The sequence below is a fragment of the Saccharibacillus qingshengii genome (assembly GCF_013185195.1).
GTDB classification, from domain to species: Bacteria; Bacillota; Bacilli; order Paenibacillales; family Paenibacillaceae; genus Saccharibacillus; species Saccharibacillus qingshengii.
In genome coordinates this window covers 1-20,790 of the sequence record NZ_JAAZWC010000031.1, presented here as the reverse complement: position 1 = coordinate 20,790, position 20,790 = coordinate 1, and the positions used below count along the sequence as shown (strand labels likewise).

Below are 20,790 nucleotides of genomic sequence, written 5' to 3'. Positions count from 1 at the left end.
TCCAGGATTATGTAGGCGAAGGAGAAGCTGCGATGTAGGCAGTCGGGTGAATCATCCGGGCGGCGTGCGGCGGAAGGTCAGTCGAGAAACGTCAGAATCGAAGAATGCGACGGAGTGCTGTTAACGGCCAGCGACGCGGCATCGTGGCTCCACGACCAGACGTTCAGCAGCAGCAGAGCGGCGGCAAGCGCGATCAGCCACTTGTTTTTGTTGCGGTTCGGCATGGGTTCCTCCTTTTCCTGAAGATGACGGCATAAAATTAGTTCAATTTTTTTCTATTCTAAAGGAGGTTCGCGGCTAAAGCTATGATTTCCTTCTCTTTTCTGCCGGAACGCACTAAAGTTTTAGGAGGCACCTCCGCCGCAGCCCCCTCTAAACTCACACATAATACCGCGCATTCTCTTTGGTCACCAGTTCCAGCTTGATTCTTTTCTCATCGGGACCGGGCTGTTTTCTCGAGGAAAGATACTCGAACAGCGACTTGACGATGAGGTAGCCCTGGCTGAACGGGTCCTGGCAGATCGTGGCCGTGATCGCGTCGCGCTTCAGGCCTTCGTGAATGTCTTCGTTCATATCGTGGCCGATCAGGGCGAGGCGTCCGGCCAATCCTGCCGCTTCGAGGTGGGAAGCGATCAGATGGAGTTTGGCGCTCGCCACATAGAGGCCGTCCAGCCCTTCGAAATATTCGGCAAAGGTCTCGAACGGCGTGTCTTCTTCCGGACCGAGCTTCAACGGGGCACGCAGTTCGACATCCGGATAGCTGCCGATGACTTCGCGAAATCCCGTTACTTTCTGCTGCATTTGCAGGTTGGTATACGACATGATCAGGCCGACGCGGCCTTTGCGGCCTACGAATCGGCACAGGGTGTCCGCGGCCAGACGGCCGGCTACGCGATAATCGCATCCGATATAGAACAGACGGGAGCTGAGCGGGGAATCGCTGTTGAACGTGCTTACCGTCAGATTGCGGCTGACCGCATAGTCGATCACGTCGGTCATTTCCTGCGGATCGTTCGGAGAAATCGCGATCGCGTCATACTCTCCCGAATCGACCAGTTCCAGCATTTTTTGTTTCTGGTCGGTGAGATCGTAATCTTTGGAGCGGACGGAGCGGACCGTAAGACCCAAGTCGCGGTACTGCAAGATAGCGGCATCGATGCCTTTCTCCACCTGGCTCCAGAATTCCCGGGGCAGCTCGGGGAAAGCGATAGCCAGCGAAATCCGGCGCCTTGTCGGTATGGAATCGTCCGGGAGAACGGATTCCCGGGAAGTGGATTGAGCGTTCTTTTTTTGAGGAAGATTCATGGGATCGTTTCCTTTCTCAAGATGAATCAAGCAGCGTGTCTCTAGGAATGGTAGCGCTTACCGGGTTTTGATGAAAATGATAGACCATCCTGAAAAAGGTGTCAATTCCCCAAACGGTTTGGACGCTGCTGCGGTCGGAGGCTACAATAGAAACAGAGCTTTGATCGAATGCGAATTCAAGCCGAAGCGGAAGGGGCGGATCGGGTGGAAAAAGGGCGCAAGCTGTTTGTTACGGATATCCACGGCGAGTACCGCGGACTGATCGAGCTGCTGCGGGAAATGGACTATGACGCTTTTAGCGACCGGCTGACGGTAGGCGGCGATCTGATCGACCGCGGGCCGGACAGCGCGCTGGTCGTCCGTTATTTGCGCACGCTGCATCGGATGCATCCGGAGCGGGTGACGGTGCTGACCGGCAACCACGAAGAGATGCTCAAATGGTACCGCGCCGACAAAACCGACATGTGGCTGATCCACGGCGGAGCGGAAGCGCTGGCGAGCTTCGAACGCACCTTCGAGGACGAAGCGGAGAGTCGGGAGAATCTGAACTGGCTGCTGACGCTGCCCATGGTGGCTGAAGACGAGGAATATGTATATACGCATGCCGGATTTGCGCCGGATCGGCCGCTGCACGAACAGAGCCGGGATATTCTCTGGATGTCGGAAAAAGAATTCTATGCGTACCCGTGCGATACGATTCTGCGGGCCACAGGCGGTCGTCCGGTTGTGCACGGACATACGCCCTGCGAGTTTATCTGTTTCGACGGAGCGCGGCTGAACTGCGATCTCGGCTCGCAGACCTATGCGATCCGGGAATCGCGCGCCCTGGCGCTGGTGGATCTGACCGGAGGCGACTATGCGCTGTACAACTGTGCAAGCGCAGAAGTGACGCGCCGCACATGGAGAAAAGGCTGACGGAAGATTCCGTCAGCCTTTTCTTTGCGTGCTTTTAGGCGGAAGCCGCTTTTTTGCGGCGTTTGCGGCGCAGCAGAAGCGTGATGACCGCCGCGATTACGATCAGCAGTACGGCGGAAGCCGCATAGACGATCCGGCGGATATTCGGAACCGTGAAGCTGAGTTCGATCCGATTCTCGCGGGTTACGTCCAGATTCCAAGTCAGCGTACGGCCGTTGCCTGAAATCTCGTCCGCGTTGTTGGCACCTGGCTTGAGCGGCAGCGTCAGCTTGAAGTCGAAATCGAATTCATTATCGACGAGTCTGCTCAGCAGGCTGGAACCGATCCGGCCGGCCAGCGACGAGCTTTCGCGGGGAATCAATTCAGGCGGATCGGCGACGACCACAAGATTGTGGGTGGTTGTAAACCATCCGGTTTCCTTGTTGTTTTGTACGGTGATGCCTTCCGGCATCTCGGGCAGGGTTCCGCCGTCGAGCTCGACTTTGTGCGAAGCGCTCAGACCCGCCTGTCCGTCTTGATGGATGGCTTCGGCTTCGAGTCCCTGCTTGCGCAGGCTCTCCGCAATCTGATCGGGCAGATCGCTCTGCCCGATTGTATCGAGCGCCGATTCGTCGATGGTTGCGTCCATCCGGATATCGGCGGTGCCGTCGCAGTTGATGGTTACATCGACTACGCCCTGGGCGCAGGCGGCAAGCGGCAGGCACAGCGCGATCGGCAGAATCAACGCCGCCAAGCGGCGCATCGGGCGGCGCGGCGCATCGGGGGATGAATGTATCGGCATATCTTCTTCCTTTCCGGGGCGGTAATGCCCCGTTTCGCTCAAGGCGTTGTCTCGCGCTCCAGCCATTCGAGATAAGCGAAAGCTTCCTCTGCGGACGAACCGCACATCTCGGGCGAAGGCGGAAGTCCGCCGCATACGTCCGGACGTTCGGGGCGGCCGAACAGTCGGCAGCGTCTGCGTTCGTCCAGCTGCACGCACGGTACGCCGGCCGGCTTGCCGCCGGGCATGCCCGGAATCGGCGAGGTGATCGAGACGGCCGTGCAGCAGGCGCCGCAGTCCGGACGGCATTCGAACTCGGCTGTCATCTTATTGGATCTTCTCCGGTTCCGGATATTCTTTGCCCAGCGTATCGACCGTTACGGTCTTCATCGTGGCGCCTTCGGCCGAAGTCGGTTTGTCTTTTCCGTCGACCGGCAGTGCGGCGATCGCTTGCACGACGTCCATGCCTTCGATCACTTTGCCGAACGCCGCATATTGTTCATCGAGACTTGGCTGGTCGGCCAGCATGATGAAGAACTGCGAACCTGCGGAGTCCGGTTCTTCCGTCCGCGCCATCGACAGCACGCCTTCGGTGTGCAGCAGCGTATTGTCGAAGCCGTTCGACGTAAACTCGCCTTTGATCGCATAACCGGGACCGCCTCCGCCCGTACCTTCGGGGTCGCCGCCCTGAATAACGAAGCCGGGCACGATCCGGTGGAAAGCGACTCCGTCATAGAAGCCCGATTTGACCAGCGAAATAAAGTTGTTGACCGTATTCGGCGCGATCTCCGGATACAACTCGAGCTTGATGATGCCTCCGTTGTCCATTTCGATCGTGACGACCGGTTTGCCCTCGCTGCCCGGAGCCGGTTCCGTCGAAGCGGGTGTACCGGCTTCCTTGCCCGGAGTTTCGGTCCCGGCCGGAGCGGATGCCTGAGGTGCCTTGGTGCCGCACGCGGCGAGTACGAGCAGTGTCAGCATCAGGAGCGCGGTCAGCGTGAACCGGAGCCCGACTCTCTTGTTTCTGTACATGGATGTTGCCCCCTTGAAAGAATAATAGCGGCGATCTTGTACCGCCTTGCGTATTGCTGCATTTGATTATAGCACAGCCGTGTACGAACTCCATTGCGCCGCAGGTGAAATCTCTTTAAGATGAAGGAGAGAGGGGGCTAACAGGTATGGAGTATCAAATTTTGTATCAAGGCGCTTTCCCGCTGCTGCAAGTTCAGCTCGAAAGCGGAGAGAGTATCAAAGCCGAAGCGGGAGCCATGGTATCGATGTCGCCGAATATCGAACTGCGGGGCACGACCGACGGCGGTCTTATGCGCGGTCTGGGCCGGATGCTCAGCGGGGAGTCGTTCTTCTTCCAGGAGCTGCTGTCGGTCGGCCGTTACGGCGAAGCGACATTGGCACCTTCCAGTCCGGGCGGCATCGAAGCCGTAGAGCTGGACGGATCGTACAAGCTGCTTGTGCAAAAAGACGGATTTCTGGCCGGCACGGCCGGGATCGAAGTCAATACGAAAATGCAGAATCTCGGCAAAGGGTTGATGTCCGGCGAAGGGTTCTTCATCGTGGAGATCAGCGGACGCGGGACGGTCTTCCTGTCTTCGTACGGAGGCATCCACGCGATCAATCTGCAGGCGGGCCAGGAAGTCGTCGTCGACAACGGACACCTTGTGGCTTGGCCGGATTATATGCAGTATGACATCGAGAAAGCGTCCAAAGGCTGGGTATCGAGCTTTACGAGCGGCGAAGGACTGGTCTGCCGGTTCCGCGGCGAAGGCGTCGTCCTGATCCAGACCCGCAGTCCCAAATCGTTCGGCGCATGGATCAGACCGTACATACCGGGAGGGCGGGGCTGAGACCTGGCCTTAGGGGAAAGAGTTTGACCCGCGAAGTCCGCCGCAAGGCGGGCTTTTTGGCTTGGGCGGATCCGCCTAGCAAGCCTTCCTGTTTCTTTCTTTTTTGTAAGCGGTTGAATTGTCATTTTTCCGTAGCCGAAACGTAACTTCTGCAGACGGTGCCGATGATAAAATGAGAGCGAAAAACGCGGTTTGAAGCTTGGCGGAAGGTCCGACGGCAAAAAGAAGAAATCCAGCATGTACCCAAGAGAGGGGATAAGAACATGAAGACAGGCAAATGGGAGTTTGCTTCTCCGCGCGCAGCGACGGCAGCCGTATTGGCGGCGGCCCTGCTGTGTGCGCCTGCGGGCGGAATCGTATCGGCGGCGGAGACGGGAGGAGCGGAAAGCTTCTCGAGCGCAACGCTGACCAAAGCGATTCCGGAAGGCGCCAAAGTGTCGTCCGCAGCCGCGGCGGCTGCGGTGCAGAAACTGTTTCCGGAACTCACGCCGGCCCGCCTCGCAGCGGCCGATTACAGCGCGTATTATGCGAGTGAAGCGGATGCGAACAAGACCTGGAGACTTACATACGAGTTTACGGGCCAAGAAAATGCCTCCGCTTCGGTATCGGTCGACGCGGTCAGCGGAGTGCTGGTCGATGCCTATCTGCCGGCTTCGGGAGCAGGCGATGCGAAGTTGAAGCGCGAAGAAGCCTCCGAGCGTGCATTGGCTTTTGTGCTCAAAGCGATGCCCGGCAAGTCGGCCTCGGATTTTGCCGTCGAAGCGGGCGTGCCGGCTTATGAAGGCAGCGGTTCGGTCACGCCGCTGTTCGGCAGTTCGAATCACACGTTCTCGTTCCGGCTCAAGGTAAACGGCGTTCCTTCCCAGAGCGAGACCGTCTTCGTAGCCTTGTCGGGCGGCGGGGAAATCGTCAACTATACGCGCAGCATCAACCGCCTGCCTTATCCGTCCGCGGTTCCGACTCTCTCGGCTGCCGAAGCGCGCCGCGCCTATGAAGCGGACTTCGGCTTGAAACTGGCTTACATTCCCGAGAACGGATGGGGCGGTATCGGTTCGCGCTATTATCTCGGTTATATGCCGTACGACGAATCGGCAGCTCCGATTGATGCCGCGTCCGGCAAGCAGCTGGATACGGCGACCGGTCTGCCTTACGCCAATACGGTAGCCCGGGAAGGCGAAGCGATCAAGTCTTCCAATCTGTCGGCTGCGGCCATGAATCCGCTCAAGACGGAAGAAGCCGCACAGAACCGTCTGACCCGGCTCGGCTTGATTCCGGACGGCTACAAACTGAGCGGTCAGCAGACCTATACGCAGGATTATCCGCAGAAAGACACAAAGGTATGGGTATTGGATCTGAACCGGACAGTTCAGGGCGAGACGGGCAATGTAAACGCCCAATTGAACGCCGATACGGGGCAGCTGTACAATTACTACCGCTATGAACCGAATACGTCCGGCGGAAATGTGCAGCCGACGGCGGCGGACAAGTCCCATGCGGTCGATTGGGCGGCCAAACTGCTGCCGAATGCGGCGCAGTGGCGGCTGGTGTCGGTGCCAAGCAGCAGCAGCTGGACGCTGGCTTACGGGTTCCAGCGTTATGAAGCGGGGCTTCCCGTTGTTGGAGATACGGCGATCGTTACGGTCGACAAAAAAGGCGGCCTCAGCGAGTTTTATGTCAGCGAGCCTTCGGCTTCGAAAGTGGGAGCATTCCCGCCGGCCGCTTCGGCCAAGCTGACTGCCGCCGAGGCAACGGCCAAGTTCCTGGAAGCGACCGAACTCCGCCTGGCGTACAGCCGTTTCGATCGGCCTTCCGACAATGCCGGCCAGCAGCCGGACGCCAAGATGATCCTGACCTATCTGCCGGTATCGGCATCGGGTGCAGATTTCGGCATCTCGACGATCCTCGATGCGGCAGACGGAACATGGAAATCGCTGTACGGCGCCAATGCTGCGCAGCCGGATTCTCCCGAAGCTTCCGATTTTGCGGGTCACGCCAACCAGGCGGCTCTGGAGAAGATGGTCGAGCACGGCGTTCTGGTTCCCGACGCAGAAGGACGCGTGAATCCGGATACCCCTCTGACCCGCGGCGAGTGGGCCGATATGCTGGCGCGAGCTGCGCAGCCGGATTATCCGATGTATAACGGAGATTACGGAGGCGACCTGTTCCGGGATACGAATGAAGACAGTCCGTACCGGGCCGCGATCGGTTTCTTGATCAGTCAGGGTTGGCTGACGCCCGACCGGACATCCGACTTCAAACCCGAAGCCGGACTGACCCGCGACGAACTGGCCCATCTGCTGATGGGCGTATTGAATTACGATAAACTGGCTTCCTTCTATAACTCGACTGTGGAGCTGCCGGGAATCGCGGATGCTGCGGCTATCGAACACAAGGGGGATGCGGCAATCGCCATCAAACTGGGTCTGCTGCCTGCCGTAAACGGAAGCTTCCTGCCGGACCGGCCGGTTACCAAAGCGGATGCGGCGGTCGTGCTGCTCAAGCTCACCGAACTTCAGGGCAAAACGGATACGTTCATGAACTGGAATTCCTGGTAAACGCCGATTTTCGGACAGCCAAATGATTGGAAATAAGAATGGGAAAGCCCTGCGCCTTTGGTGCGGGGCTTTTTTGCGGTCCGCAGGATCGCGCAAACGAAGAAATAAACCCGGCTGCTGTACCTTCCAACAGACCCACACAGCCTTTTGTCGAAAAATTAAGTCTTTGGACTTATAAGCAAGTGGGGTGAAGCAACCAAAAGATGCAGAGAAAGCGAAAGGCTTTTGCATATTAAAGGGATGAATGAGACTTTTGCTTGCTTTACATGTCAGGTAAGAAGAAAAGGGAAAAGAATCGGCAAAGTGTATTCGACAAAATCCGCTTAGGGTAAGTGTTGAAACACCTTTTTCGAAAAATTTACAGGTGGTCAACTCTTTGTGCCGATGCTAACATAGGTGGCAAGCTTTTTGACACCATGCGAAGGGAGGACGGTTTCTGGAGTCGATTTTCGTTGATCTGTAAACATAGCTGACAGCAAGTGTGCTGCGGTGTAAGCTTGGACGTTCACATTTTAACAATTAGAGAGGGGAAGTTGCATTGAAAAAAGAACAGCATTTGTTCCGTAAATGGTCGGGCGTGTCACTGAGCCTGGCTCTGGTCTTGGGAACGGCGCTTCCGACCGCGGCATCCGCACAGTCGCAGAAATCGCCGAACGAACTGGTTCCGTACAACCTGTCCAAAGATTCGATTGGCGGAGCGGCCCAGGATACGATGAGCGCGTTTGCCGTTCAGACCCGCGATCCCGCTTCCATTATCTCGCCGAAACTGGATACCCGATCCCTACATAAAGTGCGCGCTATCGTGCAGCTCAGCCGCGAGCCGGTTGCCGCTGCCGAATCGACAGCCGGCCAGGCGGGGCTTCGAAGTTTCTCGGCCGCTTCGGCGGAGCAGCTGGTCGACAGCGAACAGACCGATTTTATTGCCCGGGCTGCGGCTCTTGGCATCGATCTGCAGGTCAACTACCAGTACAATACCGTGCTGAACGGTCTTGAAGTAACGGTATCGTCGAAAGACCTGACCGCGCTGGCTTCGATTCCGAATGTCGTCTCGATCGACGAAAACCAGACGTATCTCGAAATTCCGGTCGATGAAAAAGAAGCGTCCGCCGGCGACAACTTCGAGATCCAGCCGCTGAAGCAGATGGGCGTGGATGAAGCCTGGAGCGAAGGATTTACCGGAAAAGGCTTGAAAGTCGGCGTCATCGATACCGGCGTCGACTATCTGCACCCGGATCTCAAAGACGCTTACAAAGGCGGCTACGATTCGTTCGAGCAGGACAACGATCCTTACGAAGAACCGCCGATCGTCATCGACGGAACGACTTATGAAGGGACCAGCCACGGTACGCACGTCTCCGGCACCATCGTGGGACGCGGCACGAATCCGACATCGGAACTGGTTCAAAAAGGCGTGGCCTACGATGCCGATCTGTATGTGTACAAGGTACTCGGCCGCAACCTCGAGACCGGCCGCGCTTCGGGTTCTTCCGCGCAGGTCATCGACGGCATCGAACATGCGGTCAAAGACGGCATGGACGTCATCAATCTGTCGCTGGGATCGGACTCGAACAAAGATCCCAATTCGCCGGATGCGGTAGCGATCAATAATGCGGTATTGTCCGGCGTTACGGCTGTTATTGCAAGCGGCAATGCGGCGGACGAAGGTCCTTACTATTATTCGATGGGCTCTCCGGCATCGTCGCAGCTGGCCATCTCGGTCGGCGCCGTAACAAGCGAAAGCAATCATTATGCGGCTACGTTCTCGGCGGCTGTCGAAACGGCTCCGGCCGCTCCTGCGGCAGCGGAAGCGGCGCCGAAAGCGGCGGAAGAAACCACGGCCGAAGCACCGGCGCCAAGCGAAGAGCCGGCTGCGCAAGCGGCGGAAGGCGAAGCGGCAGCGGCTCCGGCAGCGGAAGAAACCGCGGCAGCACCGGCCGCAAGCGACGCGGCCGATACGGTGACGCAGGCCGTCTATGGCGAATACGGTCCCTATCAGACGGATGTTCTGGCCTGGAAAACCGGCCAGGAAGATTTCGCTTCGCTGCTCGGCACGGAGCCAAACGAAGCCGTATATGCGAATCTCGGTACGGATGCGGATTACGACAAGCTGGCTGCGGACGGAGTCGAAGTAGCGGGTAAGGTCGTCGTGGTCTCCCGCGGCAATCTGACCTTCGATGCCAAAGTTCGCGGCGCTGCGGCGCACGGAGCCAAAGCCGTCGTTATCTTCAACGGCAACACGGTTCCAGGCAATCCGAATCTGGCCGACTTGTCCGAGTCGCTTCCGGGCCGTGATGCGCCGGTCGGTTCGGTAGCCTTCCTGGGCGACAGCTTCGATTACGTCCCTTACTTCGACATGAGCGGCGTCGAAGGACGCAAGCTTGCGAGACAGCTGGTCGAATCGGGATCGCCGGAATTTGAAATTTCGTTCGGCGACGAATATCCGAAGACGGTTGTGGAAGGCGACAAGATGGCGTCGTTCAGTTCGCGCGGCCCGAATGGGGACGAGAACCTGAGCATCAAACCGGACGTGGTGGCGCCGGGCGTCAATCTGCTGTCGACTTACCCGGAATACGGCAAGTTCGATGACGGAATCAGCTATGATGAAGCGTATGCGCGTTCCAGCGGTACCAGCATGGCGGCTCCGCATATCGCCGGTCTGGCTGTGCTGCTGAAACAGAAATATCCGGATTGGACGCCGTTTGATGTACGGGCGGCACTGGCCAATACGGCCGATACGATTGCGGACGATGCGGGCACTCCTTACGATGTCTATTCGCAGGGTGCGGGCCGCGCTTATGTAGCGGATGCGCTCGATACGCCTGCCCTGCTGCAGGCGGTTGAAGAAATCCGCGTGCTGAATACCGATCTGGTCGAAGTGCCGGTGACCAACTACGCTTCTTCCACCTCGTTCGGTGTTCTGAGCGCGGACAGCGGCGAAGTAAGCCGTGACCTGCAGTTGAAGAGCGTAACGGGCGCGCCGGTCTCCTATACGGCGAGCGTAGTGTGGCATGACAACGTGACTTCCGATCCGACCAACCCGATCGCTACGCCGGATACAAGCAAGATTTCGGCGAAATTGACGGGACTGTCCGGCGGATCGGTCAGCGCTTCGGCGGGCACTCCGGCCGAATTCGGTCTGGCGATCGATCCTTCGTCCGATGCGGCCAAAGGCGTGTATGAAGGCGAAGTGCTGCTGAAATCTTCGGCAGGACCGGATCTGCATCTGCCGTTCGCCGTCCATATCGGCGATGAGAAGCCGGCAACGGGCTTCGGACTTCAGGATATCGAGCTGTCGGAACGTATCATTACTCCTGACGGAGACGGAAACCGCGATGCGACCGATGTCTCCTTCACCCTCTCGGCCGATGATGTGAACTATATCCAGATCGCCGTTTACGGCATCGACGATGAGTATATCGGACTGGTGGGACAAATTGTCGACGAAGACGAGAACGGCAGCCTGAAGATGCTGGAACCGGGCCGCTACGTCTTTGAAGATATCGACGATTATTATCTGGACGAGAAAACGATGAAGATCGGCAAGCTTGAGCCGGGAACCTACCAGCTCGAACTGCTGGCTGCGCAGCTGGATTCTTCCGGCGCCGTCGTTGACGAAATCCAGTACCTGGCTTATTCCAGCTACCGTATTGCCGATCGCAAAGAACTGCTGGTCGACGAAGCGATTGCAGCTTTTGACAAAGCGGCTGCAGTCGTCAACACGACCCGGATCGGACCGAATGTACTGGAGCTGAAATCGACGAATGAAGTGAAGTTCCAGGTGACCGGAAGCGATCATCCGAACCTCATCAACAGCAAAGGCGCTCTCCGCGCCCTGCCGTCGACACCAACGGTCGTCAATCTGGAAGTGACCGCTTCCTACAAGAAGAATTCCAAGATCAATGAAACGTTTATCGTACCGGTGACTCTGCTGCCGAAGCAGTAAGCGTGTATGTTTGACTCCGGCGCCTTTACGGGATTTCCCGTAAAGGCGTTTTTTTTGTGGATAGTTGTGGATCATAGAGGAAACCCGATAAAACCGGCTTCCGCTGGGCGGAGGCCGGTCAGGTTTGAACAGACATGGGGCAGGGCAGGCCGTGGAACTCTTTTAGCTGCGGGAAGAATGGGTACGAATGACAACCTTGCCCCGGGTGCGGCCGGATTCGGCCAGTTCGTAGGCGGCGCTTGTTTCTTCAAGCGGAAACACGGCTTCGATCAGCGGCTGCATCAGCCCTTCGTCGCACCACTGCCGCAGAAGGCTCAGGTCCGCGTCGTTGGAGTTTGCGATAATGAAGCGTGCTTTGCGCCCTGTCGAACCGGAGAGGACACGTCCGACCATCGAGGAAGGACCGGGTACCGTCGTCACGTAGGTTCCTTGTTCGTTCAATAAGACGCGGCAGTCCCGGAATCCGTATTTGCCCGCGGCGTCGAAGATGACGTCGAACGTTTTTCCGCTTTTGTGAAAATCGTCCCGGTCGTAAGCGATCACGTCTTCGCAGCCCAGCGCTCTTGCCGCGGCTTCGCCGGAAGACCGGCAGACGCCCGTGACATGGGCACCGAGGATTGCGGCCATCTGAACCGCATAATGGCCGACGCCGCCGGTTGCGCCGATCACCAGCACCCGCATGCCCGACGTCAGCTTGCCGATCGGCACAAGCGCCTGATAAGCCGTCGAGGCGGCCAGCGGAACGGCTGCCGCGTCGTCGAAATTCAGCGAAAGGGGTTTGCGGGAAGCGACGGAAGCTTTGCAGCAGAGCGCTTCCGCCAGTCCGCCGCCCTGCGAAGCACCGTTGGTAAAGCCGTATACTTCATCGCCGGGAACGAATTCGTCGACGCCGGCGCCGCATTCTTCCACAATACCCGCGAAATCGGAATTCAGAATCTTGGGGAAACGAAATCCGGACAGGAAAAACAAATAGCCTTTGCGTACTTTGAAGTCGATCGGATTGATGGACGTGGCCCGTACGCGTACTTTGATCTCTCCGGCACGCGGCTGGGGTTCTTTGACCTCTTCGATCCGGAAGACGTCCGGTCCTCCGTATTTTCGTATCACTGCCGCTTTCATTTGAATCGCCTGCTTTCTTTTCGCTTGGGTCACTTGTGCTATTACCCTATTCGACACCCAAAAGAAGCCCCGTCCGCGATAGAACCCAAATCCTGCAGTTCTTTCGCGGCCGAGGCCTCCGAATGTTCCTTATGAAACTGTATGTGGACTTACAGGACGCTCGGTACCGGCGTTTCCAGCGTATCGAACAGGAAGTCTTCGTCGCGCAGCGGTTCCACGTGAACCGTGCGTACGTAGCCGTTGCCTTTTTTGGAGAAGAAATCGTGCTGTTTGGTCTGCGTCTTGAGGCCGTTCATGACGATCGGGTTGATACTTTCCTCGTCTTCTTCGAACTGCGGCTCCAGGCCCAGGTTCATCATCGCTTTGTTGGCGTTGTAGCGTACGAACTTGTCGACTTCGTCTTTGAGGCCGATCTTCGTGTACAGCTGCTCCGTATACAGCTCTTCGTTAACCTGGAGCGTGTGCAGCAGCTCGTACAGTTCCTTCGTCGCCGCTTCGGCTTCCGATGCCGGGAGATCGCGCAGCACTTCCTGGGCCAGCACGCCGACGTAAAGGCCGTGAATGCTCTCGTCGCGCAGAATCAGGTCGATCACTTCGCCGCTGCTCGTCATTTTGCCTTGTCCGGCCAGATAGAGAGGGTAGAAGAAGCCGCTGTAGAACAGGTAGCTTTCCAGCATAACCGAAGCGCCCATCGCCAGATAAAGATCTTTTGGCGTCTGGATGTTCTGATAATACTTGGAGATGATTTCGGCTTTCTTTTGCAGCAGCGGATTTTCTTCGACCCAGCGGAACACCTTGTCGATCTCTTCGGTGGAGGCAAGCGTCGTGAAGATGCTGCTGTAGGATTTGGCGTGGATCTGCTCCATCATGCCCATGAACGCGAGTACCGCTTTGCGCTGGAGGTCTTCGACATGCTCCATGATCTGCGGCATGCCGACTCCGCCCTGCACGGTATCGAGCAGCGTGAGGCCGCCGAGGACCTGCATGTACGCTTCCTGCTCGTCTTCGGTGAGCGTGATCCAGGACATTTTGTCGTCGGACAGCGGGATCTCGTCGTCGGTCCAGAACTGCATAATATTTTGATTCCAGAACATCAGGGTGAAGTCGTCTGCGGGACGGTTCCAGTTGACGGCTTTGATCATGTCTAGTCATCCCTTTCGGTGTGGGTTATATAAATTAAGTTAATTGTGGGCAATGTTGGATATTCATGAGCACAGATGAACCGGATTGCGGGCAATCCGGGACGGCTGCACAGAATTCTTATTATCGGCGTAAACCAAGCAAAAGTAAAGCGGGGCGTTTTGCTCGAGACCGGAATGTCCGGATCGTGGAAAAGGCGCCCCGCAGTGTCACATTATCGTTCAAGCTTTTTAAAAACAGGTGAGTGTATTCGTTCCTGCCCTATTCGTGGTCAAGTACGACTTAGATGGCGCAGCTGATACATTCTTCCACGCTGAGGTGGTTCGTCCGCGTGTAGTACAGGGCTTTGAGTCCTTTGCGAGCGGCATACAGGTAATAACGGGCCAGGTCGCGCGTCGTTACGTTGCTGTTGACGTGCAGGATGGCCGAGATGCCCTGATCGATATGCTCCTGGATCTCGGAGATCAGATCGATGACCTTGAACTGGTTCATCTGGTAAGCCGATTTGTAGTAGAAGAAGTTTTCCTGAGCCAGGAAAGGCATCGGGAAATACGTCGTCGAGTTGGCATACGTGCGCGTCTCGATCGCATCGACGATCGGCATAACGCTCGACGTGGAGTTCTGGATGTACGAGATACTTTGCGTCGGCGCGATCGCCAGACGGTAAGCGTGGTACAGGCCGTTGGCTTGAACGAGCGTACGCAGATGGTTCCAATCCGCCGTCGTCGGGATGTGCATGCCTTCGAACAGCGACTTGATCCGGTCGGTACGCGGGCTGTAGTCGGTCTGTACGTACTTGTCGAAGTATGTACCTTTGGCATACTCGGATTTCTCGAAACCTGCGAACGTGACATTGCGATCGCGGGCGATTTCCATACTTTTCTCGATCGAATAGTAGTTCATCATCATGAAGAACGTACGCACGAAGTCGATCGCTTCGTCGCTTTCATACGCGATTTTGTTCTTGGCCAGGTAGCCGTGCAAGTTCATTGCGCCAAGACCGACGGAATGCATCTCGCGGTTCGCTTTGGCTACGCCCGGAGCGTTCTGCACTTCGGTCATGTCGCTGACGGCGGTGAGGCCAATCATCGCTTCGTGCACGGACTCGCGGATTTTGCCGAGGCCCATGACGTTTGCGATATTCAGGGAAGCCAGGTTGCAGCTGATATCGCGGCGGATATCGTTCGCTTGGCCGTAATCGCCGATTGTCGACGTTTCCTGCAGCTGGTAGATTTCCGTGCACAGATTGGACATTTTGACCATGCCCAGATCTTTGAGCGCGTGATTGTTGTTGGCGTTGCTCTTGTTCATGATATAAGGGTAGCCGGATTCGAGCTGGATCATGGCGATCTTCACCAGCATGTCGCGGGCGCTCATCACGGTCTTTTTCTTGATGTTGTCGTTCGCGAGCAGTTCGTCGTACATCTCGTCGATCTCGAGATCGTCCAGATGTTTGCCGTACTCTTTGTAGACGGAGTAAGGACCGAACACCACGAGCGGCTGATTGTCTTCCGCAAGCTTGTAGAAACGGTTCGGGATGATGAGGCCGATCGACAGCGTTTTGAGGCGCGATTTCTCGTCGGCGTTGATTTTTTTGCTGTCCAGGAATTCAAGCACGTCCCAGCCGAAAATGTTGTAGTAAGCGGCGCCGGAACCTTTGCGCTGACCCATTTGGTCGGCGTAGGAGAACGCGTCTTCCATCAATTTCAGGACCGGCATCACACCTTTGGCTGCGCCTTCGACGCCTTTGATCGGCTCGCCGCGCCCGCGCAGTTTCGACAAGTTGACGGCTACGCCGCCGCCGATCTTCGACAGCTGCATGCAGGTCGAGAGCACGTAGTTGATCGAGTTGAGCGCGTCGTCCATTTCGAGCAGGAAGCAGGAGACCAGTTCGCCGCGGCGGCTTTTGCCCGCGTTCAGGAACGTCGGGGTCGCCGGCTGTACGCGCTGCTCCATGATCGCCGTTACGAGCGACTTGGCGTTGTCGACATTGCCGGCACCCAGATGCAGGGACACGATCGCGGCGCGGTCGGCGTAGGTTTCCAGGTAAGTCGACTTGTCGTTGCTTCTCATTGCGTAATCCGTGTAGAACTTGGAAGCGGCCATATACGAAGCGAATTCGAACGGAACGTTATGTGACGTCTCGAACACCGACACGACTTCTTCGCGCGTGTAGTTTTCGTACACGTTCTCGTAGTAGTCGTTTTCGATCATATAATCGACCTGGGAAGCGAAGTCGGGGAAAGTCAGGCTGCGCTGGGCGACTTCCTCCATGAATACGGCTACGGCTTCCTTGTCTTTCTCCAGTCGGAAAAATCCGTCGGCGTTTCTCAGCATCAGTTGGTTGTTCAGTTCAATATGCCGCAAGGCTGTTCAACTCCTCTTTGAAATGTAAAATATCTTTTTTTGTTCCGGACAGTTCGAATTTGCAGAGGACAGGCACACCGTAAGTCTGGGAAATGGTATCCGCGCTCTTGGCGAAGCTGTGTCCCCAGTTGCGGTTGCCGCTGGCGGATACGCCGCGCAGCTGCTGTGCGTTCTGCTGAAGGAAAAGATTGACTTTGTCCGGTACCTGACCGAAGCCCGTCGTATAGGTAACGAGGATGAAAGGCTCGTCCAGCTTCATCGTCTCGTCGATCTGAACTGAAGGAAGTTCCAATTTATCAATAAATCTCCGTACGTTTCCAGTCTTGGAATCGTAAGCGATCACCATGTGCTTTCACGCTCCTCGATTGCCCGCTTAAATCTATATCTAGTTTTAACCGGGTCAGTGTTACTCATTTTATAACCAGATATGGGGTTTGTCAAAGCACAAATTTTAGAAAATAAAACCGTTGAAATTGTCTGCGGACGCGAAAAAGCGAGCAATCGAAGGGAAAAAGGCGGTTTTGCAGCCTAAGAATGCCTATACGGGGATTGACGGGCACGAAAGCAGAGGGAGTTTCTGGAGAATGGCGCAGCGGTGCGGAACGCAAGACAGGCCCCAAAGCAAAAAAGGTGAAGAAGTGCAAAGAGGCGTTCGGAAATTCGGAATTCCTAAGTGAAAAAAAGTTAGATATGCGGGAAAAGGATGAAGAGGCGTCTGCAGATCGAAGCGTTTCTATGGAAGGAAAATCTGTGGATGGCGGGGATATCTCCAAAAAGCAAACTGTGGATAACGGGGATCATGGGGATATCCGCCGGGCCGGCGCCGTACGCAAAAACCCGATGTCCGCTCGAAAGCGAAGCATCGGGTCAAGGAAGAAGAGACGGAAGGTAGGCTTTCCCGGTAAAGCGAAGCGGGAAAGCCTGCTTCGTTCTATTAGCCTTCCGACCCGACCGGCTTGATCATCCGGTCGTACAGATGTCCGCTCAGCTCGATGGGGCCGTCTTCGCGGTAGCCCAGGCGCTCATAGAGCGCCCGGGCTTTAACGTTCGCGCGGTCGACGAGCAGCATCGCCTGCCGCTCGCCCAGCTCCGACGCCCGGCGCTCGAACGCTTCGATCAAGCGGGTCCCGAGTCCGGCCCCGCGGTAAGCCCCGTCCACCGCCAGCGAATCCAGATAGTATTCGCCCGGCCGGGCTTCCGGCAGCAGTCCCGCCGTAGGAAGCCCCCGCTCCCGCAGGCGCCGAAGCAGCGGCGCGTCCAGCGCCTCCGCGTCGGCACCGGCATAGCTCAGCGCGAATCCGGCCAACCGGCCGTATTCGTCTTTGCAGACGAGCGCGTTCTCGCGGCTTAAGCGGCAGCCCGGCGAACGAAACAGTTCCGCGAGCGTCTCCAGGGTCTCCGGCAGATCCGTGGTGCCCGCGAGAGTATGCGCGATATCGCCGATCGCTTCATACATGAGCCGGGAGACGGCTTCCGCATCTTTTGCTTCGGCCGGATAGATCTCAAATAAGGAAGAATAGGTCATTTCGTCTGCCCCTTTCGGAATAAAGACAGCCAGGAAGCGGCCCGCTTCTCAATCGGGATCGTGATCCGGATCGGCCGCCTGGCGTTTTTTCTTTTCCACATGGTCGGGATGCCCGAGATAAAACCGCCGGATCGGTTTCACGTCGTCGTCGAGTTCGTAGACAAGCGGTACTCCGGTCGGAATATTGAGATCGAGCAGTTCATGCTCTTCGAGGTCTTCCATAAACTTGATCAGGGCCCGGATCGTGTTGCCGTGCGCGGCGATCAGCAGATGCTGGCCTTCCCGCACGCGCGGCGCGACTTCCTCTTCCCAGAACTCGCCGACGCGCCGGATCGTGTCCTGCAGACTTTCGCCGGCCGGCAGTTCGCCTGGGGGCAGGTGGGCATACCGCGGATCGCTGCCCGGCAGCCGTTTGTCGCCGGCTTCCAGCAGCGGGGGACGGACCGTCAGACTGCGGCGCCAGAGGTGAACCTGGTCTTCGCCGTATTTTTCGGTCGTTTCCGGTTTGCTGAGACCCTGCAGGGCCCCGTAATGCCGTTCGTTCAGCTTCCACGATTTCTCTTCCGGAATCCACAGCAGTCCAAGCTCGTCCAGCGCATAATGCAGGGTTTTGATCGAGCGCTGCAGGACGGAGGCGTAAGCGGCATCGAACGTATAAGCCGATTCGCGCAGGATGCGTCCGGCGTCTTTGGCTTCTTCGATGCCCTGCTCCGTCAGGTCGACGTCCGTCCAGCCGGTAAACAGATTGCGTTTGTTCCACTCGCTTTGACCGTGTCTGATCATGACTACCCGATACATAGAAGCATCTCCTTTTGGCAAAAACTTAACAGGTCTCGTGGATGAATTACAAAAAGAAAAACTCCTTTCCGCCAGGCCGGAGCCGAAACGGAAAGGAGCGGTTGAACCGATTACTCGGCGGCTTTGATGTCGGTAATCGTCAGAATTTTGGTCTCGGCATCAAACTGTTCTTCCGTATACGTGAACGTGACTTTGGCATCCGCAGGAATCTTGCCGATCTGCGCCTGCGCTTCTTCGGACAGCTGGTACGCTACCGCTTCGCCTTTGACTTCAATCTCAGCGGTATGGCCGTCTGCCAGACCGACATATTCACCTGCCGCCGTTTGCGCGGCTGCAGCGGTATCGGCCGGTTTGGTCTCGGCAGGCTTGGTCTCTGCACTGCTGTCTTTGGAAGGGGTCGTTGCGGCTGCGGAGCTATCTTTGTCTTTGTCATCGTCGCTTGGAACAGGAGTTTCCGTCGTATTGCCCTGCGTCGTCGCGCCTTCATCGATCGTGATACTCGAATCCTTGGCGTCCGGCAGTTTTTGGGAATCCTTGCTCTCCGGTGTGTCGCCGTTGTCCGTCGTGCCGGCGGCCGGTGCATCTTCGTCGAGATCGATATCCGTCTCGTTGGTCGGATGGTTCGCGTTGTCTTCCTTGGTCTTGGTCTCTTCCGGAGGCAGCGTAGTCGCATCCGATTCCGATTGCGAGGCGGGTGCCGGCGAATTCGCTTCGTCGCTGCCGCATGCGGCCAATACGCCCGTCAGCATCAGAGTCAGGGCCAGATAGGATAAAGATTTCATTTTATTCATTCAGTCAAACACCTCCAAATGGTTATACGCCGAAGTCTCTCAAAAGTTACACGGCGGCCGGCCGCCGCAAAAAAAGGCGAGAGTGCGGCCGCGTCTGCGAAGTTTGGGAGCTTCGCGAAAAGTCTTCCTTCGTATTGTTACCCAAAAAGCGAGCCGGATGCAAACTTGCCGCCCCGGAAGAATAAGAAAAGCGGACCGCGGCTGCGGATTTGTTGGGGTACGATTCTCCATTCCGCCTGCTTCTATAATAGAAGCAACCTAACGGCCAACATCCTGCTGCCTGTCCGGTTTAGACGAATCGGCGGCTTCGGGTTTCGCATTCGCCTTCCGATTGGGTACAATGGATAAGAGTGTTCATTATGCGAATGCCCGGTACCCCCGATCAGGCGGGATGCACCGGGCGACAATCGAGAGGAGCGTTTGACGATGACCCAAGAGCAGGACCCACAACGACAGCAGCAGGTGCGCGAGGCTGCGGATCTGGCCGCGCATTTCGACGTAACGGTCGAACAGGCGAGAGAAATGCAGTTTGCGGAAGGGCAGACGCTGATCTGGACGGAAGCGTTCAAGCTGGACAGCTGGCTGATTCTGATGAAGCCGACCGACGATCCCCAGCAGCCGGAGCCTTTCTTCGGCAATATGGACGGACACGGATGGGCATTCCTGTTTACGGATCCGATGCACGCGCAGGTATTCGGCCGCAACAATAATCTGATCACCCCGGGCGGCAACGTGCTGATTGCCAAGATGAAAGTGGACGCGATGATCGATTGGCTGGAAGAGATCGGTCGTTCGGGGCTGTACGGCGTACGCTTCAACGAAGGCGAGCAGGGCTGGTTCACACCGGTGGACAGCCTGCGCGCCATGCAGGATTACGTGGAGATTCAGGAGACACGCCGGAAAGAGCTGGAAGCGGAAGAGTAAACGGATAGAAGGCTGCGACGAAAAAGGCGACACGGCATTGGGCCGTGTCGCCTTTTTAGGTTAACTTGGCAAAGATGGAACAAGAATTTGAATGCGGCGTTCCTTCGACTATTCTGCGATAACGCCCGGACTTCCGCCCTGCGGGATTGGAAACGACCAATCCGCATCTCGGTATAGATGATGCACGACGGTGCGCTTAACAGTGAGCTTCTTCGGCATGACCTTCATACCTTCGGCAATAAACTGCTGATCGCCGTCGAGTTTCGTGCCGCGAATGTCTATGTTGACCGCGCCTCTGAATGATAACGGATATTCGTGTCCGTTTTCATCCACGGCGATCCACGTATCGTCTATGAATCCGGGATTATTGAAGGACCCGCTCAGGGTAAGGACACCCGCCTCAGAACCCGTTGGCCCGCTATTCGGATTGGGTTCGACCGCAAATCCGGTAAAACGGAAACGATCAGCGGAATCGTTGAATAAAGCCGGATTTTCCGGCGAAATTTCGGCCGGGTCGAAAGTCACGGCAGCCTTGCTCTTCTCCGCGATGACATAGCTGTCCAAGACGAAGCGAAGGGAACTGCTGTTATAAACAGAATCATGCAGCGTATAGAACCAGCGCGACCTGCCGCTCCATTGATCGAAGATCGGAGAGCCATTGAAAGGGGAATTGTTATTGCCGTCCAAAACTTCCCCGTCTGCGTTTTCGATATGACGGATTGTCAATCCAAGTGCAACACTTCGTCCTGAAACGATTCGTGTGTAGACTTCCAGCCTAGACATTTG

The 20,790-nt window shown here is 56.8% G+C and carries 17 protein-coding genes and 1 pseudogene; 5 read left to right on the top strand and 13 right to left on the bottom strand.

Annotated features, from left to right (window positions below):
• Positions 1 to 77: 77 nt before the first annotated feature.
• A complete protein-coding gene (locus HRQ60_RS20100) occupies positions 78 to 224 on the bottom strand; it encodes a hypothetical protein (protein WP_172199384.1) in 147 nt (48 codons plus the stop codon).
• Between the two features lie 154 nt (positions 225 to 378).
• Positions 379 to 1,305: a substrate-binding domain-containing protein gene (locus tag HRQ60_RS20095; RefSeq protein WP_172199381.1), complete on the bottom strand. Its 927-nt coding sequence runs from the start codon at positions 1,303 to 1,305 to the stop codon at positions 379 to 381.
• Positions 1,306 to 1,473: 168 nt separating this feature from the next.
• Here HRQ60_RS20095 and HRQ60_RS20090 point away from each other — a divergent pair, with 168 nt between their 5' ends.
• Positions 1,474 to 2,220: a metallophosphoesterase gene (locus HRQ60_RS20090; protein WP_216671656.1), complete on the top strand. Its 747-nt coding sequence runs from the start codon at positions 1,474 to 1,476 to the stop codon at positions 2,218 to 2,220.
• Positions 2,221 to 2,254: 34 nt separating this feature from the next.
• Here HRQ60_RS20090 and HRQ60_RS20085 read toward each other — a convergent pair whose 3' ends face one another.
• The 3 genes from HRQ60_RS20085 to HRQ60_RS20075 are packed head-to-tail and all read right to left on the bottom strand — an operon-like array spanning position 2,255 to position 4,012.
• The gene (locus tag HRQ60_RS20085; RefSeq protein ID WP_172199378.1) at positions 2,255 to 3,001 is read right to left on the bottom strand and encodes a hypothetical protein; all 747 of its coding nucleotides are present in this window, start codon (positions 2,999 to 3,001) and stop codon (positions 2,255 to 2,257) included.
• Positions 3,002 to 3,039: 38 nt separating this feature from the next.
• The gene (locus tag HRQ60_RS20080; protein WP_172199375.1) at positions 3,040 to 3,306 is read right to left on the bottom strand and encodes a YkgJ family cysteine cluster protein; all 267 of its coding nucleotides are present in this window, start codon (positions 3,304 to 3,306) and stop codon (positions 3,040 to 3,042) included.
• A 1-nt stretch (position 3,307) separates the two neighbouring features.
• On the bottom strand, positions 3,308 to 4,012 hold the full coding sequence (locus tag HRQ60_RS20075; protein WP_172199372.1) for a peptidylprolyl isomerase: 705 nt from the start codon (positions 4,010 to 4,012) through the stop codon (positions 3,308 to 3,310).
• A gap of 146 nt (positions 4,013 to 4,158) precedes the next feature.
• On the opposite strand from HRQ60_RS20075, the gene HRQ60_RS20070 reads away from it, so the two are divergent.
• The 3 genes from HRQ60_RS20070 to HRQ60_RS20060 all read left to right on the top strand — a co-directional run bounded on the left by HRQ60_RS20070 (position 4,159) and on the right by HRQ60_RS20060 (position 11,340).
• A complete protein-coding gene (locus tag HRQ60_RS20070) occupies positions 4,159 to 4,842 on the top strand; it encodes a TIGR00266 family protein (RefSeq protein ID WP_172199369.1) in 684 nt (227 codons plus the stop codon).
• A gap of 263 nt (positions 4,843 to 5,105) precedes the next feature.
• Positions 5,106 to 7,397: a YcdB/YcdC domain-containing protein gene (locus tag HRQ60_RS20065; RefSeq protein WP_172199366.1), complete on the top strand. Its 2,292-nt coding sequence runs from the start codon at positions 5,106 to 5,108 to the stop codon at positions 7,395 to 7,397.
• A gap of 538 nt (positions 7,398 to 7,935) precedes the next feature.
• On the top strand, positions 7,936 to 11,340 hold the full coding sequence (locus HRQ60_RS20060; RefSeq protein WP_172199363.1) for a S8 family serine peptidase: 3,405 nt from the start codon (positions 7,936 to 7,938) through the stop codon (positions 11,338 to 11,340).
• A gap of 162 nt (positions 11,341 to 11,502) precedes the next feature.
• Here the strand turns inward: HRQ60_RS20060 and HRQ60_RS20055 are convergent, their stop codons facing one another.
• The 7 genes from HRQ60_RS20055 to HRQ60_RS20025 all read right to left on the bottom strand — a co-directional run bounded on the left by HRQ60_RS20055 (position 11,503) and on the right by HRQ60_RS20025 (position 19,080).
• Complete coding sequence (locus tag HRQ60_RS20055; RefSeq protein ID WP_172199360.1) at positions 11,503 to 12,459, bottom strand: NAD(P)-dependent alcohol dehydrogenase; 957 nt, start codon at positions 12,457 to 12,459, stop codon at positions 11,503 to 11,505.
• Positions 12,460 to 12,608: 149 nt separating this feature from the next.
• Positions 12,609 to 13,598, bottom strand: a complete 990-nt coding sequence (gene nrdF, locus HRQ60_RS20050; RefSeq protein ID WP_343044761.1) for a class 1b ribonucleoside-diphosphate reductase subunit beta — start codon at positions 13,596 to 13,598, stop codon at positions 12,609 to 12,611.
• 283 nt (positions 13,599 to 13,881) lie between these two features.
• Entirely contained in the window at positions 13,882 to 15,966 is a 2,085-nt protein-coding gene (gene nrdE, locus HRQ60_RS20045) for a class 1b ribonucleoside-diphosphate reductase subunit alpha (RefSeq protein WP_172199354.1), read from the bottom strand.
• Positions 15,953 to 16,312, bottom strand: a complete 360-nt coding sequence (gene nrdI, locus HRQ60_RS20040) for a class Ib ribonucleoside-diphosphate reductase assembly flavoprotein NrdI (protein ID WP_172199351.1) — start codon at positions 16,310 to 16,312, stop codon at positions 15,953 to 15,955. The genes nrdE and nrdI overlap by 14 nt, the downstream gene beginning before the upstream one ends.
• A 588-nt stretch (positions 16,313 to 16,900) precedes the next feature.
• The gene (locus HRQ60_RS20035) at positions 16,901 to 17,491 is read right to left on the bottom strand and encodes a GNAT family N-acetyltransferase (protein WP_172199348.1); all 591 of its coding nucleotides are present in this window, start codon (positions 17,489 to 17,491) and stop codon (positions 16,901 to 16,903) included.
• Between the two features lie 48 nt (positions 17,492 to 17,539).
• The gene (gene gpmA, locus HRQ60_RS20030; RefSeq protein ID WP_172199345.1) at positions 17,540 to 18,289 is read right to left on the bottom strand and encodes a 2,3-diphosphoglycerate-dependent phosphoglycerate mutase; all 750 of its coding nucleotides are present in this window, start codon (positions 18,287 to 18,289) and stop codon (positions 17,540 to 17,542) included.
• A 110-nt stretch (positions 18,290 to 18,399) separates the two neighbouring features.
• Complete coding sequence (locus HRQ60_RS20025; RefSeq protein WP_172199342.1) at positions 18,400 to 19,080, bottom strand: hypothetical protein; 681 nt, start codon at positions 19,078 to 19,080, stop codon at positions 18,400 to 18,402.
• Positions 19,081 to 19,506: 426 nt separating this feature from the next.
• On the opposite strand from HRQ60_RS20025, the gene HRQ60_RS20020 reads away from it, so the two are divergent.
• Positions 19,507 to 20,004 (top strand): hypothetical protein, encoded by a 498-nt coding sequence (locus HRQ60_RS20020; protein WP_172199339.1) that lies wholly within the window; start codon positions 19,507 to 19,509, stop codon positions 20,002 to 20,004.
• Positions 20,005 to 20,112: 108 nt separating this feature from the next.
• Here HRQ60_RS20020 and HRQ60_RS20015 read toward each other — a convergent pair.
• Positions 20,113 to 20,790, bottom strand: a pseudogene (locus HRQ60_RS20015) (hypothetical protein); the annotation flags it as partial.

Excerpts from the sequence above, each read along its gene's own strand:
- HRQ60_RS20070 (WP_172199369.1), top strand. The coding sequence starts at position 4,159 with ATGGAGTATCAAATTTTGTATCAAGGCGCTTTCCCGCTGCTGCAAGTT.
- HRQ60_RS20020 (WP_172199339.1), top strand. The coding sequence starts at position 19,507 with ATGACCCAAGAGCAGGACCCACAACGACAGCAGCAGGTGCGCGAGGCT.
- HRQ60_RS20080 (WP_172199375.1), bottom strand. The coding sequence starts at position 3,306 with ATGACAGCCGAGTTCGAATGCCGTCCGGACTGCGGCGCCTGCTGCACG.
- HRQ60_RS20065 (WP_172199366.1), top strand. The coding sequence starts at position 5,106 with ATGAAGACAGGCAAATGGGAGTTTGCTTCTCCGCGCGCAGCGACGGCA.
- HRQ60_RS20090 (WP_216671656.1), top strand. The coding sequence starts at position 1,474 with ATGCGAATTCAAGCCGAAGCGGAAGGGGCGGATCGGGTGGAAAAAGGG.
- nrdI (WP_172199351.1), bottom strand. The coding sequence starts at position 16,312 with ATGGTGATCGCTTACGATTCCAAGACTGGAAACGTACGGAGATTTATT.
- HRQ60_RS20075 (WP_172199372.1), bottom strand. The coding sequence starts at position 4,012 with ATGTACAGAAACAAGAGAGTCGGGCTCCGGTTCACGCTGACCGCGCTC.
- HRQ60_RS20025 (WP_172199342.1), bottom strand. The coding sequence starts at position 19,080 with ATGAATAAAATGAAATCTTTATCCTATCTGGCCCTGACTCTGATGCTG.
- HRQ60_RS20055 (WP_172199360.1), bottom strand. The coding sequence starts at position 12,459 with ATGAAAGCGGCAGTGATACGAAAATACGGAGGACCGGACGTCTTCCGG.
- HRQ60_RS20085 (WP_172199378.1), bottom strand. The coding sequence starts at position 3,001 with ATGCCGATACATTCATCCCCCGATGCGCCGCGCCGCCCGATGCGCCGC.
- gpmA (WP_172199345.1), bottom strand. The coding sequence starts at position 18,289 with ATGTATCGGGTAGTCATGATCAGACACGGTCAAAGCGAGTGGAACAAA.
- HRQ60_RS20100 (WP_172199384.1), bottom strand. The coding sequence starts at position 224 with ATGCCGAACCGCAACAAAAACAAGTGGCTGATCGCGCTTGCCGCCGCT.
- HRQ60_RS20095 (WP_172199381.1), bottom strand. The coding sequence starts at position 1,305 with ATGAATCTTCCTCAAAAAAAGAACGCTCAATCCACTTCCCGGGAATCC.
- HRQ60_RS20035 (WP_172199348.1), bottom strand. The coding sequence starts at position 17,491 with ATGACCTATTCTTCCTTATTTGAGATCTATCCGGCCGAAGCAAAAGAT.